The sequence below is a fragment of the Streptomyces sp. NPDC111606 genome, from assembly GCF_055656945.1.
In genome coordinates this window covers 272,349-288,418 of sequence record NZ_JBVKBY010000002.1, presented here as the reverse complement: position 1 = coordinate 288,418, position 16,070 = coordinate 272,349, and the positions used below count along the sequence as shown (strand labels likewise).

Here is a 16,070-nt window from a genome sequence, read left to right as displayed (position 1 = left end):
TCTGAACCGTCCGCAGCCTGTAGAAGGAGCACACCTCATGACCAACGTGGCCATCGCGGCGAACGGGCTGCGCAAGTCCTACGGGGACAAGCTGGTCCTCGACGGCATCGACGTGGCCGTCCCGGAAGGAACGGTCTTCTCCCTGCTCGGTCCGAACGGGGCCGGCAAGACCACCGCCGTGAAGATCCTGTCCACCCTCATCACCGCCGACGGCGGACAGGCCCGGGTCGCGGGTCACGACCTCGCCGCCGACCCGCAGGCCGTACGTGCCGCGATCGGCGTCACCGGGCAGTTCTCCGCCGTCGACGGCCTGATCACCGGCGAGGAGAACATGCTCCTCATGGCGGACCTGCACCACCTGTCCAAGCGCGAAGGACGGCGCGTCGCCGCCGAGTTGCTGGAACGATTCGACCTCACCGAGGCCGCGAAGAAGCCCGCCTCCACCTACTCCGGCGGCATGAAGCGGCGCCTGGACATCGCCATGACCCTGGTCGGCAACCCGCGGATCATCTTCCTCGACGAGCCGACCACCGGCCTCGACCCGCGCTCCCGGCACAACATGTGGCAGATCATCCGCGCACTCGTCTCCGGCGGGGTCACCGTCTTCCTCACCACGCAGTACCTGGAGGAGGCCGACGAACTCGCCGACCGTATCGCCGTGCTCAACGACGGGAAGATCGCCGCCGAGGGCACCGCCGAAGAGCTCAAGCGGCTCATCCCCGGCGGACACATCCGGCTCCGCTTCACCGACCCCGCCACCTACCAGCACGCCGCCACCGCGCTGCGGGAAGCCACCCGAAACGACGAGGCCCTCGCCCTGCAGATCCCCAGCGACGGCAGCCAGCGCGAGCTGCGCTCCATCCTCGACTGGCTCGACGCCGCCGGCATCGAAGCCGACGAACTCACCGTCCACACCCCCGACCTCGACGACGTCTTCTTCGCCCTGACCAGCGGCACCGCCATCCCCAACCAGCCCAACCAGCCCAACCAGCCGAACCAGTCCAAGGAGAACGTCCGATGAGCTCCCTCTCCCTCGCCGTACGCGACTCGTCGACGATGCTGCGCCGCAACCTCCTGCACGCCCGGCGCTACCCCTCCCTCACCCTGAACCTGCTGCTCACCCCGATCATGCTCCTGCTGCTCTTCGTCTACATCTTCGGCGACACCATGAGCGCGGGCATCGGCGGCGGCGGCGCGGACCGCTCGAAGTACATCGCCTACATCGTCCCCGGCCTGCTGCTGATGACCATCGGCAGCACCACCATCGGCACCGCCGTATCCGTCGCCACCGACATGACCGAGGGCATCATCGCCCGCTTCCGCACCATGGCCATCCACCGCGGATCGGTCCTCATCGGACACGTCATCGGCAGCGTGCTGCAGTCGGTCACCAGCGTGGTCCTCGTCGGCGCCGTCGGTGTGGCCATCGGCTTCCGCTCCACCGACGCCACCGTCCTGGAATGGCTCGCCGCGTTCGGACTGCTGGTGCTGTTCGCCATGGCGCTCACCTGGATCGCGGTCGGCATGGGCCTGTCCAGCCCGAACGCCGAGGCCGCCAGCAACCAGGCGATGCCCCTGATCCTGCTGCCCCTCCTGTCCAGCGCCTTCGTGCCCATCAACGCCATGCCGGGCTGGTTCCAGCCGGTCGCCGAGTACCAGCCCTTCACCCCGGCCATCGAAACCCTGCGCGGACTGCTCCTCGGCAGCGAGATCGGCCACAACGGCTGGCTGGCCGTGGCCTGGTGCCTGGGCCTCGCGGTGCTCGGCTACTTCTGGTCGACCTCGAAGTTCAACGACGACCCGAAGTAACTGCCATGACAACGCGGGCCACCCCCGCAACTCGCTTCACCAGAGGGCGGCGACCGCACAGGTCACCGCCCTCCAGGGGCTGCAATGGCCAGGACGCGGTCGCGCAGTACGGGGAGTTCGGAGCGGATTCGGGCGACCTGGGTCATGTCGCACTCCACCGTCAGCGTCTCCTGCGCGGTGCCGGCCTCACCCAGCACGGTCCCCCACGGGTCGATGGCCATGCTGTGTCCGCCCTGCCGCATACCGCCGTGCTCACCGGTCGCGCAGCAGGCCAGGAGGAAGACCTGCTCCTCCAGGGCCCTCGTGCGGGTGAGGAGATGCCAATGGCTGAGACGAGCCGCGGGCCATGCGGCGGGCACCACGATCAGCTCCGCGCCCGCGTCGAGCAGCCCCCGGAAGAGTTCGGGGAAGCGCAGGTCGTAGCAGATGGCGAGGCCGATCACGCCGAAGTCGGTGGGGACGGTGACGATGTCGTCGCCACCGCCCATCAGGGTCGCCTCGCCGGTGTCGAAGCCGTACCGATGGATCTTGCGATAGCGACCGCGCAGGTCGCCGGAGCGGTCGAAGAGGAGAGCGGTGTTGTACAGCGTCCCGTCCCCGTCCCGCTCGACGATCGATCCGGCGTGGAGCCACGTGCCGGCCTGGCGTGCGGCGGCGGACATGGCCTCGGCGGTGGGGCCGTCGGCCGCTTCGGCATCGGCCTCCCAGCCGTCGTACGACCACGCTCCGGCCGTCCAGAGCTCCGGCAGGACCACCAGATCGTCGCCCCTGCGCTCGCGGACCAGCGAAGCCGCCATCCGGCGGCGCTCGTCGGCGGTGTCCGACGTGTCCACGGCGAGCTGTATGAGCGAGGCACGCATGGCTGTCACCTCCGTGACCTTCCTCCTTCTACGAGCGTAGGGCGGCAACCGGTCTCCCGCGCGATTGTCGGACCCTGCTGCTTTCATGGGGGCATGACCAACAGAAGCGTCGTCGTGGACCGGCATATCGCGGCAGGTCAGGGCCCTGTGTGGGAGGCCGTGACCGACCTGCGGGGTATGGAGCGCATGCTCACCGGGGTGACGAAGGTCGAGGTGCTCACGGACGGCGCCTTCGGCGTCGGTACGCGGTGGCGCGAGACCCGGAAGATGTTCGGGAAGGAGGCCACCGAGGAGATGTGGGTGACCGCCTGCGAGCCGCCCGAGCGGTATGTCGTGGAGGCCGAGTCGCACGGGACCCACTACGTCTCGGAGTGGGTGCTTCTCGCGGACGGGCCGTCGGCGACGACCGTCCGCATGACGTTCTCGGGCGAGCCCGTCGCGGGCTCCGGTGGCTTCGCGGGGCTGCTCGCGAAGATTCTCGGCGGCGTGGGAGCGCGGGCGGTGCGCAAGGCCATCGCGAAGGACCTGGACGATGTCGCGTCGGCGGTCGAGGGCCGAAAGCCGTAGACGCAGACGTCGGGGCTGGGCGCCGTCCGACCGGTCCTGCCCCTCCCGTCCTCCCTTCCTCCTACGGCGCCGACGTACCCGCCTTCGTCGCATCCGCGCCCCAGCTCGCCAGCAGCCTCAGCGCCTCCGCCGACGGTGACCCCGGCTCCGCGTGGTACGTGATCAGGACCTGTTCCGTGCCGTCGGACAGGCGGAACGACTCGAAGTTCAGGGTCAGTTCGCCCACCAGGGGGTGCCGCAGGCGCTTGACGCCGTAGCTCTTCTCCTTGACGTCGTGGTTGGCCCACAGCCGCCGGAACTCCTCGCTCTTGAGGGAGAGTTCACCGACCAGGGCGGACAGTCGCGGGTCGTCGGAGTGGCAGCCGGCGTCCATGCGCAGGAAGGCGACCATGTCGGACGCCTTCTGGTCCCACTCCACGAACAGATCGCGGTACTCCGGCTTCAGGAACACCAGCCGCGCCCAGTTCCGCTCCTGCACCGGCAGCTCCGACCAGTCGCCGAAGACCGCCGCCGCCATCCGGTTCCAGGCGAGGATGTCCGAGCGCCGGCCGGAGATGTACGCGGGGACGCCGTCGATCGAGTCCAGCAGCTGCCGCAGCGCCGGCCGCACCTGCTCCGTCCGCGCGGCCGGCTTCTTCTTATGCTGCTTCGGCTTCGCGAGATGCGTGAGGTGGGAGTGCTCGGCGTCGCTCAGGCGCAGGGCGCGGGCGATGGCGTCCAGAACCTCCGCCGAGACGTTGCGTCCGTTGCCCTGCTCCAGGCGCGTGTAGTACGCCACGGAGACCCCGGCCAGCTGAGCCAGCTCCTCGCGCCGCAGCCCCGGCACCCTGCGGTGCCGCCCGAAGTCCGGCAGCCCGACGTCCTCCGGCTTCAGCCGGGCGCGCCGGGTGCGCAGAAACTCGCTGAGCTCGGCGCGCCGGTCCAGGCCTGCACCGGTGTCGGCGGCTCCCCTCATCGATTCGGGCTTTTCGTCCATGCCTCAAGTATTCCCGGTCGTACGCACACCAGCCTGTCCCCGTCAGTGGTAGGACCGGCGGACGTACGAACAACCGGGGTCTGGGTACTTTCCGCGCCCTCCACCAGGCTGAATGGCGTGCCCGGACGGAAGCAGAACCAGACCAGAAGGCAGCCGGGCGCAGAACCCCGCTAGGAGAACCCCGGCATGACCACCGTTGCCGCATACGCAGCACCCGCCGCCAAGGCTCCGCTGGAGCGCACCACCATCGAGCGCCGCGAGGTCGGCGAGTTCGACGTCCTGATCGACATCAAGTTCGCCGGTATCTGCCACTCCGACATCCACCAGGCCCGTGAGGGCTGGGGCGAGGCGATCTTCCCGATGGTGCCCGGTCACGAGATCGCGGGCATCGTCTCCGAGGTCGGCTCCGGGGTCACCGAGTACCAGGTCGGCGACCGTGTGGGCGTCGGCTGCCTGGTCGACTCCTGCCGTGAGTGCGAGAACTGCAAGGCCGGCCTGGAGCAGTACTGCACCGGCGGCAACGTCGGCACGTACAACGCGGTCGGCAAGGACGGCGAGCCCACCTACGGCGGCTACTCGCAGAAGGTCGTCGTCGACGAGAACTTCGTCGTCCGCATTCCCGACGGCCTCTCCCTCGACGTCGCCGCGCCGCTCCTGTGCGCCGGCATCACCACGTACTCCCCGCTCAGGCACTGGAACGCCGGCCCCGGCAAGAAGGTCGCGATCCTCGGCATGGGCGGCCTCGGCCACATGGGCGTGAAGATCGCGCACGCGCTCGGCGCCGAGGTGACGGTCCTGTCGCAGTCCCTGCGCAAGAAGGACGACGGGCTGAAGCTGGGCGCGGACCACTACTACGCCACCAGCGACCCGAAGACCTTCGAGGAGCTGCGCGGCACCTTCGACCTGATCCTGTCCACGGTCTCGGCTCCGCTGAACCTGGACCAGTTCCTGTCCCTCCTCAGGACCGACGGCGCGTTCGTGAACGTCGGCGCGCCCGAGGAGCCCGTCGCCCTCAACCTCTTCTCGGTGATCGGCGGCCGCAAGACCCTCGCCGGCTCCGGCATCGGCGGCATCCGGGAGACCCAGGAGATGCTGGACTTCTGCGCCGAGCACGGCCTGGGCGCCGAGATCGAGCTGATCGCCGCCTCCGAGATCAACGAGGCGTACGAGCGGGTGCTGAACAGCGACGTGCGGTACCGCTTTGTGATCGACACGGCGACGATCTGACACGGCCACGCTGACGCGCCCCGAGGGCCCCGGAGCCGCACTGCTCCGGGGCCCTCCCCCGACCCGCCCGTGGAAGACAGGAGGCCGAGTACCGAAGGAGTAGCACGGCCCCCTCCTCAGGACCGATGTGCCGAGCGGCAGCCCTGCCTAGCGTGAAAACAGGAGCCCGTCCGAACCGTGCACACGAGGAGGCAGCCCCCGATGACCGTCCGGCTCAACCACACCATCGTCGCCGCGCACGACAAGAAGGCCTCGGCCCGGTTTCTCGCCGGCATCCTGGGCCTGGAGGTGAGCCCTCAGTACGGCCCCTTCGTCCCGGTCGAGATCCCCAACGGTGTGACCCTGGACTACCTGGACTCGCCCGGCACCATCACGACGCAGCACTACGCGTTCCTGGTGTCGGAAGACGACTTCGACACCATCTTCGGCCGGATCCAGGAGGCCGGACTGCCCTTCTGGGCCGACCCCCACCACCGCCGCCCCGGCGAGATCAACCACAACGACGGCGGCCGCGGCACCTACTTCGAGGACCCGAACGGCCACAACCTGGAGATCCTGACGAGGCCGTACGGCAGCGGCGGCTGAGGCCTCGCGCTGCGCATCACCCCTGATACGGCGGCATGACCCCCCAGTGCCACTTCGGCACCGGCTGTTCCGCCGGCGGCACCGCGTCCGGGCCCGAGAAGTACACCGCCAGCCGGGTCCCCCACTCCACGTACGCCAGGAACGCCGAGCGGAACTCCGCGTCCGTCGGCAGTCCGGCGTCGTCGGCGGCGTCCTGGATGAGGTTGACCCAGCGGCGGCGCTGGGGCTCGGTGATGCCGCGGCCCATGTGTTTGGCGACCATGTGGCCGTGGCCGCCCTGGGTCTCGGAGTAGGCGGGCGGGCCGCCGAAGACCTCGCCGAGCCACAGGGCCACGTGTTCCGCGTGGGCCGGGTCGAGGTCGGCGAACAGCGGGGCCAGGAGGTCGTCCTTGAGGACCTTGTCGTAGAACGCCGAGGTCAGACGGGCGAATGCCTCGGCGCCGCCCGCCCAGGCGTACAGCGTCGGCACCGAGGCGCCGGCGCCCCGTACCGTCGTCGGCTTGTAGTGGCGCATCTCCTGGATGTGCGGGATGTAAGGGCGGATTTCGGCGAGGAAGTCGGCGAACAGCTCCGACTGGCGGAAGCCCTCCATGTGGTCCTGGGAAGACGTCCAGGTGATACGCAGGATGAAGTGCTCGAAGTCGTCCTCGCAGCGGGCGAGTTCGTAGTCGACGCAGTGCGGGGACGCGGCGAGCTGGGTCGCGGCGCGGGTGTAGGCGGCCAGGAACTCGGCCGACTTCTGCTCGGGGATGCGGTACCGGATGTATTCCACCGTGTGAGCCGTCATGGCCTCACGGAAACACGAACCGCCCGCCGGAAGCTGCACTTCCGGCGGGCGGTTCGCTATCGGCTCAGCCGACTATTCGAGGCTCACTTGGCGTAGTACGCGTTGTAGATCGAGATCGTCGCCTTGTTGCCCTTCTTGTCGGCGACCTTGGCGTGGAAGGAGACCGCCTTGCCCTTCGCCGGGTTCTTCACGGTGATCTTGCCGTTCTTGACGTCGAGCTTCTTCCAGGTCCGGCCGTAGTCGTACGACACGTACACGTGCAGCGACTTGAGGTTGCTGCCCTTGGCCGCACCCTCCACGGAGACTGGAACGGTGGCCGTGCGACCGGCCGGGACGCGGCTGTCAGGGCCCGTGACCGCGTTGAAGCGGACCGTGGAGGCCGGCAGCTTGGTCGGGTCGGCGGTCTTCTTGGAGCGGAACGTCCAGCTCGCGTCGATCCTGGTGGAGGCCGCCGCGACCTTGACGGTGCGCTTGACCGAGGTGGTCAGGCGGTACTCGGCGTCACCGGCCGGAACCTTGAAGACGCCGTCGCCGAACAGCGGGTCGGTGTTGGAGCCGACCTTGGTGCCGTTGCGATACAGGGTGGTGTCCACCGAGGTGAAGAGGGACGAGCCCGGGTTGCCCTGGGAGTCGGCGAACAGCGGGATCAGGCCGCTGATCTCGTTGCCGTCGCGGTACAGACCGAAGTCGGCGGTCAGCTTCGGCCCGAACACGGCCCGGTTGACCGTACGCGAGTAGCTCTTGCCGGCCTTGAACGCCTGCTCTGCACCGACCGAGTAGTACGCCTCGGTGATCGGGAAGCCGTCCGGGTCGAGTCCGCCGTGCTGCTCGAAGTCGATGTCCCACTTCACGCCGTTCTGCGTGGACAGGTACAGCGTGCGCGTACCCGGCAGCTCCTGCGGGACGGCGACGGAGGTGGCGCCGGAGGAGCCTGGGAGCCAGCCGGTCGCGGAGACGGCGCCCTTCTTACCGGACGTCGAAGCGCCCGCGTTCACCTTGACCGTGGCGAGGTCGGCGGCCTTGTAGCGCTTGGTGTAGCCGGTGGCCAGCTGCTTGACCACGGACCCGGTCGTCGTGGAGTACTGCTTGTCGGCGCCCTTGATCCAGTGGCCGTCCCACTGCTGCGAGAGCGTGCCGTCGGTGATCTGCGGACCGAGGTGCGCGCTGCGGAAACCGTCGTACGAGTCCATCCACCAGCCGAAGCCCCAGGTGGAGTTGCCGGCCTCGACGGTGTAACCCGGCGCCGCGAAGTAGGACTTGGCGGCCGTGTCGGGCACGGTGATGTTCACCGGCTTGGTCTTGCGGGCGTCCACGGTGACCGTGGTGTCCTTGGCGATGTCCAGTTTCGGCTGGGCCAGCCAGTCGGCGCCCTTGGCAAAGTCCTCGGGGTCGACGAACAGCGCGGCGTCCAGAACGTAGGAGCCCTTGGGAACGCGCACCTTCACCGTGCCGGAGGCGGCGTCGTAGACCGGGAACCACTCGTCCTTGCCGAGGCCGGACATGCCCGCGAGGCTGGTGCTGTAGTTCTTGGCCGAGTTGCCGTCCCGGTCGATGTGCTGGACGGTGACGTCGTACGACTCCACTTCACGCTGCACCGCGGCGGCCGTACGGACACTCTGCCCGCCGCCCGTCGCCGTCACATACGCGGAGTAGGCGCCGTCGACCGTGCCGCCGAGCTTGGTGTCGACGGTGAAGTCGACGGAGGCCTTGCCGCCCGCCGGGACCGTCACCTTCGTCGCGCCGAGCTTGAAGAAGCCGGCCGGAGCCGCCTGGCCCTTGGGGTCGGTGGCCGTCGCGGCGAGCTGGAGCGTGACGTCCTTCGTACCGAGGTTGCGGTACGTCAGCTCCTTGGTGACGGCCTTGTCGTCGGTGTGCGGCCACTGCTGCGTACCGAAGCTCACCGACACCGGGTCGGCGATCAGGGTCTGCTCGATGGCCTTGTCGACCTGGATACGGCCCGAACCCTGCTGGAACGGCGTGTACTTGCCGCCCTTGGTGGACCCGGTGAGCGCACCCTTGAGCTCGGCGTACGTCCAGTCCGGGTGCTGCTGCTTGAGGATCGCCGCCGCGCCCGCGACATGCGGGGTCGCCATGGAGGTGCCCTCGATGGTCAGGTAGCCGGGCGGGTTCTCGCCGACCTCCTGCTCGATGAGGCTGCCCTTGGCGGACGCCGCCGTGATGGCCACGCCCGGCGCGGTCACGTCCGGCTTGATCGCGCCGTCGCCGAGCCTGGGGCCGGTGCTGGACCAGGGCGCGAGGACGTCCTTGTCGTCGACGGCGCCGACGGTGAGCGCGGCGTCCGCGCTGCCGGGCGAACCGACCGTCTCCGGGCCGGAGTTGCCCGCCGCGATCGCGAACAGGATGCCCTTCTCGGCGGACAGCTTGTTGACCGTCGCCTCCAGCGGGTCGACCTCCGGGGTGTCGCCGCCGCCCAGGCTCATGTTGACGACCTGGGCGCCCTGTTCGGCCGCCCACTCCATGCCGGCGAGGATGCCGGAGTCGTCGCCGAAGCCGTTGTCGTCGAGGACCTTGCCGTTGAGGATGTCGGCGCCGGGGGCCACGCCTTTGTACTTGCCTCCGGACTTGGCGCCGGTGCCCGCCGCGATGGACGCGACGTGCGTGCCGTGGCCGACCTTGTCCTCGGCGGTGGCGGCGGGGGTGAAGTTCTTGGCCGCGACGACCTGGTCCTTGAGGTCCGGGTGGGTCGCGTCGACGCCGGTGTCCAGGACGGCGATCTTGACGCCCTTGCCGTCGTAGCCGGCCGCCCACGCCTTGGGGGCGCCGATCTGCGCCACGGACTTGTCGAGGCTGGCCTTGCGGACGCCGTCGAGCCAGACGTGCGCGATGCCGGAGGCCGCCCTGTCGCCGTTGGTGAGCGCGTCCCACAGTTCCGGGGTGTCCTGGTGCGGGGTCTGCACCGCATCCGCGTTCAGGGACTTCAGGGTCCGGCGGAGCTTGCCCGCGTCCCGGACGTCCGCCTTGGCGCCGGCTGCGGCGCCCTGGTAGCCGACGATGACCTTCAGGCCCTTGGCCTGGGAGGCGCGGCTCGCGGACTTGTTGAGCTCGGAGATGTCGAACAGCCGCTGGTCGAGGCGGCCGGTGGCGACCAGTCTGGCCGCGTCGGCCGGTATCACCAGCGTGCGTCCGTCGACCTTGCGGGTCTGTACGGGTATGTGCTCGCGTCCCTTCGCCCGCTCCAGGCCGACCACGCGGCCCTTGGAGTCGACGGATACCCGGTCACCCGTGATCAGGGTGATGCGGTGGGGGGACGTGAGCGAGGCAGCGGCGCCGGACGGGCGCTGCTCCGGTTCGGCCGACGCCGGGCTGGTCATTCCCGCGGCGAGGGCGACGGCGGCGGCCGTGGCGACAGAGGCCGCACATACTCTTTTGACTTGTCTGCGCAAGTTTCCCCCTTGCAGAAGGTCCGGGCGAATGTGCCCGTTCACCCGGCCGGGGGTGGTCCCGTACGCATGTGCGCCGCCCCCCGGAATACGGAGTATGCCGAGGGGCGATCAGACACCTCAATAGTTGAGAAGAAGGCAAGAAGCACACCGCCCGACTGTTACGCGACGGCGTGAACTCCGTTACGCAGTCGCCGGGTTACGCCCCCGCGTTCTCCTTGACAGTGATCCGTCCCTTGCGGATGGTCGCCAGTCGCGGGGCCTTCTTCGCGATCGCGGAGTCGTGGGTGACCATGATGAAGGTCAACCCGAGCTCCTTCCACATGCGTTCGAGTACGTCCATGATCTCGTCGCGCATCGACTCGTCGAGGTTGCCGGTGGGTTCGTCGGCAAGCAGCACCTTCGGCTGCTTGACGAGTGCTCTGGCGATGGCGACGCGCTGCTGCTGGCCGCCGGACATCTCGGACGGGAGGTGTCCGAGCCGCTCGCCCAGGCCTACGGAGTTCAGGGCCTCGGCGGCCCGTTCGCGCCGCGCCTTCGTCTTGACCCCGAGGGGGACGAGGGCGGTCTCCACGTTCTCCTGTGCGGTGAGGGTGGGGATGAGGTTGAAGGACTGGAAGACGAAGCCGATGTTCTCGCTGCGGACCCTTGTCAGCCGGGTCTCGGAGAGCTTGGCCAAGTCGGTGCCGTCGAGCACGACCTCGCCGGAGGTCGGCCGGTCCAGGGCGCCGATCATCTGGAGGAGGGTGGACTTGCCGCCGCCGGTGGGGCCCTGAATGACGAGCCGGTCACCGTCGGCGATGGTGAGGTCGACTCCGTCGAGGGCGTGGACGGTGTCCTTGCCTCGGGTGTACCGCTTGGTGACGCTTCTGAGTTCGTACATGGTGACTCCTGGGTGGGGTTCGGGGTGGTGCGGATCGTCTTCGGCTGCGGGTGGGTGGGGGCTGGTCGCGCTCGCGCGGCGGAGCCGCATATCGATGCCGCCCCGCGCCCCTTAGGGGGTTGCAGTCCCGTTGGCTGCCATAGCCCTGGCTCACCTGGAGAGCGGCACCCCGCAAGCGCGGGTGAGCGTCACGCACCCTCAGCCCCCGCCGACGTCGGCTACTCGACGCGCCGCAGCGCGTCCGCCGGACGGAGCCGTGACGCTCGCCAGCCGCCGAACGCGCCCGCGATCAGGCCGCCCGCCACCGCGAGGCCGACCGCGAGGGCGACCGTCGTGAGGCTCACCGGTGCCGTCAGGGCGACGTCGAGGGTCGTGCTGGCCGTCTGCCGTCCAGGGCCGCCGCCCCCGAAGCCGCCGCCCGGGCCGCCGCCCATGGCGCCCCCGCCACCGCCGCCCAACTGGGCCTGCAGCGTCGGGCTGATGGCCGTTACGACGTATGCGCCCGCGAGGCCGATCGCGATGCCCAGCGCGCCGCCGAGCAGCCCGTTGACGATCGCCTCGCCGACCACCTGCCGGGTCACCCGGCCCGACTTCCAGCCCAGCGCCTTCAGCGTGCCGAACTCCCGGACCCGGCGCGACACCGCCGAGGAGGTCAGCAGTCCGGCCACCAGGAACGCGGCGATCAGCACCGCGATGGACAGCCACTTGCCGACGCTGGTCGCCAGGGAGGACGCCGTGGACAGGGAACCGGACACCGTGTCCGCGAGGTCCGCGGAGGTCGTCACCGTCGTACCGGAGATGTTCTTCTGGATGGCCGACTTGACGGCGTCGATCTGCTGGGAGTCGGACGCCTGGACGTAGATGGTGGTGACCTTGTCCTTCGCGTCGGCGAGCGTCTGCGCCTGCTTCAGCGGGATGTAGAGGTTGGCGGCCGCGTCCCCGCTGTCGGGCGTGGCGATGCCGATCACCTGGTACTTGGTGCCCTTGACGGTGACGGTGGAGCCGACCTTGAGCTTCTTCTCCTTGGCGTAGGAGGTGTCGGCGACGACCACCTTGGCGTTGGTCTCCGTCGACTTGAACGTACGGCCGCTGGTGATCTTCGACGAGGTCAGCGGGCCGAGCCCCGGCTTGGTGACGTCGGCACCGTAGACGGAGTAGTTGTTGACGTCGAAGTCGGCGCCGCCGCCGCGCACTTCGCCCTGCGGCAGCCCGGTCCCGCCGGTGCCCTGCCCCGGGCCGCCCTGCTGGCCGCCGCCGTTCTGGTCCTGCTGGAACTGCCCGCGCGTGAACTGCCCGCTGACCTTGATGACCTGGAGGCTCAGCCCGCCGACGGCGTCCGAGACACCGCTCTGCGTACCGACCTCGGTCACGGTCGAGCTCGCGAGCGTCTGGAAGCCCTGGACCATGACGCGGTCGGTGGACTGCTCCTCGTCGGAGCCGTCCTCCTGGGCATCGAACTGGAAGCGCGGCCGCTCGGAACTGCTCGCGGCCGGCTCGGCGGCCTTGGTGACGGTCATGTCCGTGCCCAGGCCGTACAGGGACTGCAGGACCTTGTCCTGGGCCTGGCTCATGCCGGAGGACACGGAGTTGACCACGATGACCAGCGCGATGCCCAGCGCGAGTCCGGAGGCGACGACGAGGGCCGCCTTTCTGCGGCGGCGCAGCTCGCGCCTCAGGTAGGTGAAGAACATGGGCCGCAAAGTAGGTACGGCGCGTGATGAAGGGATAAGGCCGAAATAAGAGATGGATGAGAACGCTGGGAGCGTCCCCGGAAACACCGATGCCGCCCCTGGGGGCGGCATCGGTTACTTGTGGGGGGACTGTGCGGCGGCTGTCCGCGTGGGACAGGTCAGGCGGCCGAACCGGCCTTCCACTGCGCCCAGTCCATGTTCCAGCCGTTGAGGCCGTTGTCCGGCGAGATCGTCTTGTCGCCGGTGTTCTGGACGACCACGACGTCACCGACGATCGAGTTGTTGTAGAACCAGTAGCCCGCGGTGCCCTTGTCGTTGGCGCCCTTGGTGTCGGACAGGCCCACGCAGCCATGGCTGGTGTTCACGCTGCCGAAGATGGACTTGGCGCCCCAGTAGTTGCCGTGGATGAAGGTGCCGGAGCTGCTGAGGCGAATGGCGTGCGGCACGTCCTTGATGTCGTACTCGCCCTTGCCGTCGTCGTCCGTGAAGCCCACGGTCGCGCCGTTCATGCGCGTCTCCTTGAACTTCTCGGACATCACCATGACGCCCTGGTAGGTCTTGTTCTCCGGCGAACCGGCCGAGATCGGGATGGTCTTGATGGTCTTGCCGTCCTGCGTGACCTTCATCTGCTTGGTCTTCGCGTCGACGTAGGAGACCTGGTTGCGGCCGATCTTGAAGGTGACCGTCTTCTCCTGGACGCCGTAGACACCGTCGGAGCCCTCGACCCCGTCCAGGGCCATCTTCAGGGTGACGGTCGAGCCCTCCTGCCAGTACTCGTCGGGCCGGCAGTCCATGCGGGTGTCGTTGAACCAGTGGCAGGCGACTTCCTGGCCGCTGGTGGTGGAGACGGTGACGCCCTTCTGGACGGCCGCCTTGTTGCTGATCGACTTGTCGAAGTTGATCGACACGGGCATGCCGACGCCGACGGTCGAGCCGTCCTCCGGCGTGAAGTAGCCGAGGAAGCTGTTGTCCGGGGAGACCGTGGTGAAGGAGGCGTTCTCGTGGGCGTCCAGGCCCTTCGAGTCCTTCGCGGTCACCGCGATCTTGTAGGTGGTCGAGCGCTCCAGCTGGGCGCTGGGCTTCCAGCTGGTCTTGTCGGCGGATATCTCGCCCTCGACCGCGGCGCCCTCGGCGGTCTTCATCGTCACCTCGGTGAGCGTGCCCTTGCTCACGGTGACGGCGGCGGAGTTGATGGAGGCGTTGTCGGTGCCGTCCTCGGGCTTGATCTTGATCTGGGCCTCGGAGGTCTTCTTGGCGGCCGCCTCGTCGACCTTGGCCTGCGAGGAGTCGCCGCCACCGCCGGAGGCGTCGTCGTCGCCGCCGGAGCAGGCCGAGAGCACCAGGACACCGCCGAGCAGTGCGGACGCGACCGTCAGGCCCTTGCGCCGCCTACTGTTCGTCATCACACGCTTCTCCATCTTCCCGAATCCCCAGAACCCCGAGAGTCCCCGTCAAGGATCTTCAACGCTACGACCGGTTCGTCCCGTTCCACATCCCACGTATGTGTGGGGCACACCACGTCTGCCGCGGCAGGTGGTGCGGGTTTCGGTCAGTGCGTCCCATGAGACGACGAAACCCCGGGCGGCGGTTGCCGTCCGGGGTCACGATTTCCCCAAGACGCCTCAGCCGGCCCGCTCGGCCACTTCGTCGTCGAAGTCCTCCTCACCATCATCCTCGCCGAGGTCCCACTCCGGCGAATCCGGGTCGTAGTCGATGCGCTCGCTCGACCAGGAGGCCTGCGCGAGCTCGACTCCCGGCACCTCGCTGACCAGGTCGAATGGATCAACGAGATAGGCGAGGGCCTCGGCAGTGTCTTCCGTCACAGCGCTCTCGGCGTGGGCCCGTTCGTCGACCGGCATGGTGACGTCGTCGGCGATCCGCTGCAGGGCGGCCTTGGTCACGGCGTCGCGGTCGTCCACTTCGAGAACGAGCTCGACTCGAAGCCGTACAAACCGTGATGTTTCTGGAGTACTCATACCTGGAGCGTACGGCCCTTTTCTCCCGTGACTTTCCCGTGACCCGCGACTTTCACTAACATCGGCCCACACGGCCAATTCGCCAGCGCCACAAGGGGATCGATATTCCGTGTCCGCCGCTCATCGATCGACGTCCACCGCACGCCGATCGCTGCTGACCGCCACCGCCGCGGGAGCCCTGCTGGGCGCCTTGTGGTTCGTACCCTCCGCCAACGCGACGGGCGACGAGCCGGCGAGAACCGAGCCTTCGGCGACACCCACGACCCAGGTCACCCAGCAGGCGCGGGCCGCGTCCGAGAGCGCCGACGACAGCACCGGGGACGGCACCCGGCTGGCCGACACAGGAAGCTTCGACACCACGCCGTACATCGTCGGCGGGACCGTCTTCCTCGCCGTGGGCGCGGGGTTCGTCGCCTACTCGGTACGCCGGGAACAGCTCGGCTTCTGAACTCGCTTGACGATTCCTTCACATCGGCTTCATAGTCCGCTCATGAAGAGATCATCGGGCGTGCGCGCAGCCGCCACGGTTGCCGTGAGCGCACTGTCGCTCGCCCTTGTCACGGGTTGCGGTGGGGGGTCGGACGACTCGAAGGGGTCGGACGGGCAGGCCGCGAAGGCGCTCAGCGCCGCGGAGTTGAAGAAGGCGATCATCGCGCAGGGCGATGTCGACGGTTACGAGGTGGACGACTCCGGCAAGCAGCTGCCGAAGTCCAAGGACCAGATCAAGAGCAGCGAGACGCAGTGCACGCCGCTGGCCTACGCCATGGGCGGGCTGCCGCCGGGCGACTCGGCGTCGAACGCGGCCGTCATGACGCGCGAGAAGAAGGAGAAGCCCACCCCCAACGCCTCCAAGTCCCTGGAGGACCTGAGCGAGGGTGAGATCGAGGACTCGCTCACCGACGCGATGAGCCTCAACCTGACGGTCGTGGGCCTGTCCTCGTACGACGGTGCCGGTGCCGCCGACACCTTCAAGTCCGTGTCGGACGCGGTGAAGAGCTGCTCCGGAGGCTTCCCCCTCACCATGCAGGGCACGGACCAGAAGATCACCGAGATCACCGCGGAGAAGGCGTCCGGCGCCGGTGACGAGTCGGTGGCGTTCACCCTGGTGAACGAGGAGGACGGCGACAAGGGCACCTCGCACATCGAGGTGGTGCGGCACGGCAGCAGCATCGCCACGTATTACACGGTCAACCTCGGCCTGATGTTCTCGGACAAGCCGTACGACGTCCCGGCGGCCCTGATCGACGCGCAGAGCGCCAAGCTGAAGTAACCGCTCAAGAATCAAGCCGTTCAAGACACATCGGGGCC

The 16,070-nt window shown here is 68.7% G+C and carries 15 protein-coding genes; 7 read left to right on the top strand and 8 right to left on the bottom strand.

The annotated features are described in order from the left end of the window. The first annotated feature begins 37 nt into the window (after positions 1-37). Positions 38-1,021 (top strand): ATP-binding cassette domain-containing protein, encoded by a 984-nt coding sequence (locus ACZ7M7_RS09215; RefSeq protein WP_383603651.1) that lies wholly within the window; start codon positions 38-40, stop codon positions 1,019-1,021. Further along, on the top strand, positions 1,018-1,809 hold the full coding sequence (locus ACZ7M7_RS09210) for an ABC transporter permease (RefSeq protein WP_472114390.1): 792 nt from the start codon (positions 1,018-1,020) through the stop codon (positions 1,807-1,809). The genes ACZ7M7_RS09215 and ACZ7M7_RS09210 overlap by 4 nt, the downstream gene beginning before the upstream one ends. Positions 1,810-1,871: 62 nt before the next feature. On the opposite strand, the gene ACZ7M7_RS09205 is transcribed toward ACZ7M7_RS09210, so the two are convergent. Continuing rightward, positions 1,872-2,669 carry a carbon-nitrogen family hydrolase gene (locus ACZ7M7_RS09205; RefSeq protein ID WP_383633555.1) on the bottom strand — a complete coding sequence of 266 codons (798 nt, stop codon included), beginning with the start codon at positions 2,667-2,669 and terminating at the stop codon, positions 1,872-1,874. A 93-nt stretch (positions 2,670-2,762) separates the two neighbouring features. On the opposite strand from ACZ7M7_RS09205, the gene ACZ7M7_RS09200 reads away from it, so the two are divergent. Continuing rightward, entirely contained in the window at positions 2,763-3,236 is a 474-nt protein-coding gene (locus ACZ7M7_RS09200) for an SRPBCC family protein (protein WP_383603660.1), read from the top strand. A gap of 61 nt (positions 3,237-3,297) precedes the next feature. Here ACZ7M7_RS09200 and ACZ7M7_RS09195 read toward each other — a convergent pair whose 3' ends face one another. Further along, entirely contained in the window at positions 3,298-4,212 is a 915-nt protein-coding gene (locus tag ACZ7M7_RS09195) for a helix-turn-helix domain-containing protein (RefSeq protein WP_383603663.1), read from the bottom strand. Positions 4,213-4,398: 186 nt separating this feature from the next. On the opposite strand from ACZ7M7_RS09195, the gene ACZ7M7_RS09190 reads away from it, so the two are divergent. Then, positions 4,399-5,439 carry an NAD(P)-dependent alcohol dehydrogenase gene (locus ACZ7M7_RS09190; protein WP_383603666.1) on the top strand — a complete coding sequence of 347 codons (1,041 nt, stop codon included), beginning with the start codon at positions 4,399-4,401 and terminating at the stop codon, positions 5,437-5,439. 201 nt (positions 5,440-5,640) lie between these two features. After that, positions 5,641-6,024: a VOC family protein gene (locus ACZ7M7_RS09185; protein WP_472114385.1), complete on the top strand. Its 384-nt coding sequence runs from the start codon at positions 5,641-5,643 to the stop codon at positions 6,022-6,024. Between the two features lie 16 nt (positions 6,025-6,040). On the opposite strand, the gene ACZ7M7_RS09180 is transcribed toward ACZ7M7_RS09185, so the two are convergent. From ACZ7M7_RS09180 to ACZ7M7_RS09155, 6 genes are all read right to left on the bottom strand, one after another. After that, complete coding sequence (locus ACZ7M7_RS09180; RefSeq protein ID WP_383603672.1) at positions 6,041-6,811, bottom strand: group II truncated hemoglobin; 771 nt, start codon at positions 6,809-6,811, stop codon at positions 6,041-6,043. Between the two features lie 83 nt (positions 6,812-6,894). Continuing rightward, a complete protein-coding gene (locus ACZ7M7_RS09175; protein WP_472115205.1) occupies positions 6,895-10,143 on the bottom strand; it encodes a S8 family peptidase in 3,249 nt (1,082 codons plus the stop codon). 268 nt (positions 10,144-10,411) lie between these two features. Next, positions 10,412-11,095 carry an ABC transporter ATP-binding protein gene (locus tag ACZ7M7_RS09170; protein ID WP_383603675.1) on the bottom strand — a complete coding sequence of 228 codons (684 nt, stop codon included), beginning with the start codon at positions 11,093-11,095 and terminating at the stop codon, positions 10,412-10,414. Positions 11,096-11,313: 218 nt separating this feature from the next. Further along, positions 11,314-12,786, bottom strand: coding sequence for an ABC transporter permease (locus ACZ7M7_RS09165; protein ID WP_472114382.1), 1,473 nt, complete (start codon positions 12,784-12,786; stop codon positions 11,314-11,316). 158 nt (positions 12,787-12,944) lie between these two features. Continuing rightward, a complete protein-coding gene (locus tag ACZ7M7_RS09160) occupies positions 12,945-14,189 on the bottom strand; it encodes a L,D-transpeptidase (RefSeq protein ID WP_472114380.1) in 1,245 nt (414 codons plus the stop codon). 219 nt (positions 14,190-14,408) lie between these two features. Then, positions 14,409-14,705 (bottom strand): hypothetical protein, encoded by a 297-nt coding sequence (locus ACZ7M7_RS09155; RefSeq protein WP_472114377.1) that lies wholly within the window; start codon positions 14,703-14,705, stop codon positions 14,409-14,411. A gap of 208 nt (positions 14,706-14,913) precedes the next feature. On the opposite strand from ACZ7M7_RS09155, the gene ACZ7M7_RS09150 reads away from it, so the two are divergent. Together ACZ7M7_RS09150 and ACZ7M7_RS09145 are read left to right on the top strand one after the other, a co-directional pair. Continuing rightward, positions 14,914-15,210, top strand: a complete 297-nt coding sequence (locus tag ACZ7M7_RS09150) for an LAETG motif-containing sortase-dependent surface protein (protein ID WP_383603771.1) — start codon at positions 14,914-14,916, stop codon at positions 15,208-15,210. A 42-nt stretch (positions 15,211-15,252) separates the two neighbouring features. After that, entirely contained in the window at positions 15,253-16,032 is a 780-nt protein-coding gene (locus ACZ7M7_RS09145; RefSeq protein ID WP_383603686.1) for a hypothetical protein, read from the top strand. Positions 16,033-16,070 lie beyond the last annotated feature (38 nt).

Bases quoted from the DNA above. Each gene is read 5' to 3' on its own strand.
- ACZ7M7_RS09215 (WP_383603651.1), top strand. From the start codon at position 38: ATGACCAACGTGGCCATCGCGGCGAACGGGCTGCGCAAGTCCTACGGG.
- ACZ7M7_RS09210 (WP_472114390.1), top strand. From the start codon at position 1,018: ATGAGCTCCCTCTCCCTCGCCGTACGCGACTCGTCGACGATGCTGCGC.
- ACZ7M7_RS09205 (WP_383633555.1), bottom strand. From the start codon at position 2,669: ATGCGTGCCTCGCTCATACAGCTCGCCGTGGACACGTCGGACACCGCC.
- ACZ7M7_RS09200 (WP_383603660.1), top strand. From the start codon at position 2,763: ATGACCAACAGAAGCGTCGTCGTGGACCGGCATATCGCGGCAGGTCAG.
- ACZ7M7_RS09195 (WP_383603663.1), bottom strand. From the start codon at position 4,212: ATGGACGAAAAGCCCGAATCGATGAGGGGAGCCGCCGACACCGGTGCA.
- ACZ7M7_RS09190 (WP_383603666.1), top strand. From the start codon at position 4,399: ATGACCACCGTTGCCGCATACGCAGCACCCGCCGCCAAGGCTCCGCTG.
- ACZ7M7_RS09185 (WP_472114385.1), top strand. From the start codon at position 5,641: ATGACCGTCCGGCTCAACCACACCATCGTCGCCGCGCACGACAAGAAG.
- ACZ7M7_RS09180 (WP_383603672.1), bottom strand. From the start codon at position 6,811: ATGACGGCTCACACGGTGGAATACATCCGGTACCGCATCCCCGAGCAG.
- ACZ7M7_RS09175 (WP_472115205.1), bottom strand. From the start codon at position 10,143: ATGACCAGCCCGGCGTCGGCCGAACCGGAGCAGCGCCCGTCCGGCGCC.
- ACZ7M7_RS09170 (WP_383603675.1), bottom strand. From the start codon at position 11,095: ATGTACGAACTCAGAAGCGTCACCAAGCGGTACACCCGAGGCAAGGAC.
- ACZ7M7_RS09165 (WP_472114382.1), bottom strand. From the start codon at position 12,786: ATGTTCTTCACCTACCTGAGGCGCGAGCTGCGCCGCCGCAGAAAGGCG.
- ACZ7M7_RS09160 (WP_472114380.1), bottom strand. From the start codon at position 14,189: ATGACGAACAGTAGGCGGCGCAAGGGCCTGACGGTCGCGTCCGCACTG.
- ACZ7M7_RS09145 (WP_383603686.1), top strand. From the start codon at position 15,253: ATGAAGAGATCATCGGGCGTGCGCGCAGCCGCCACGGTTGCCGTGAGC.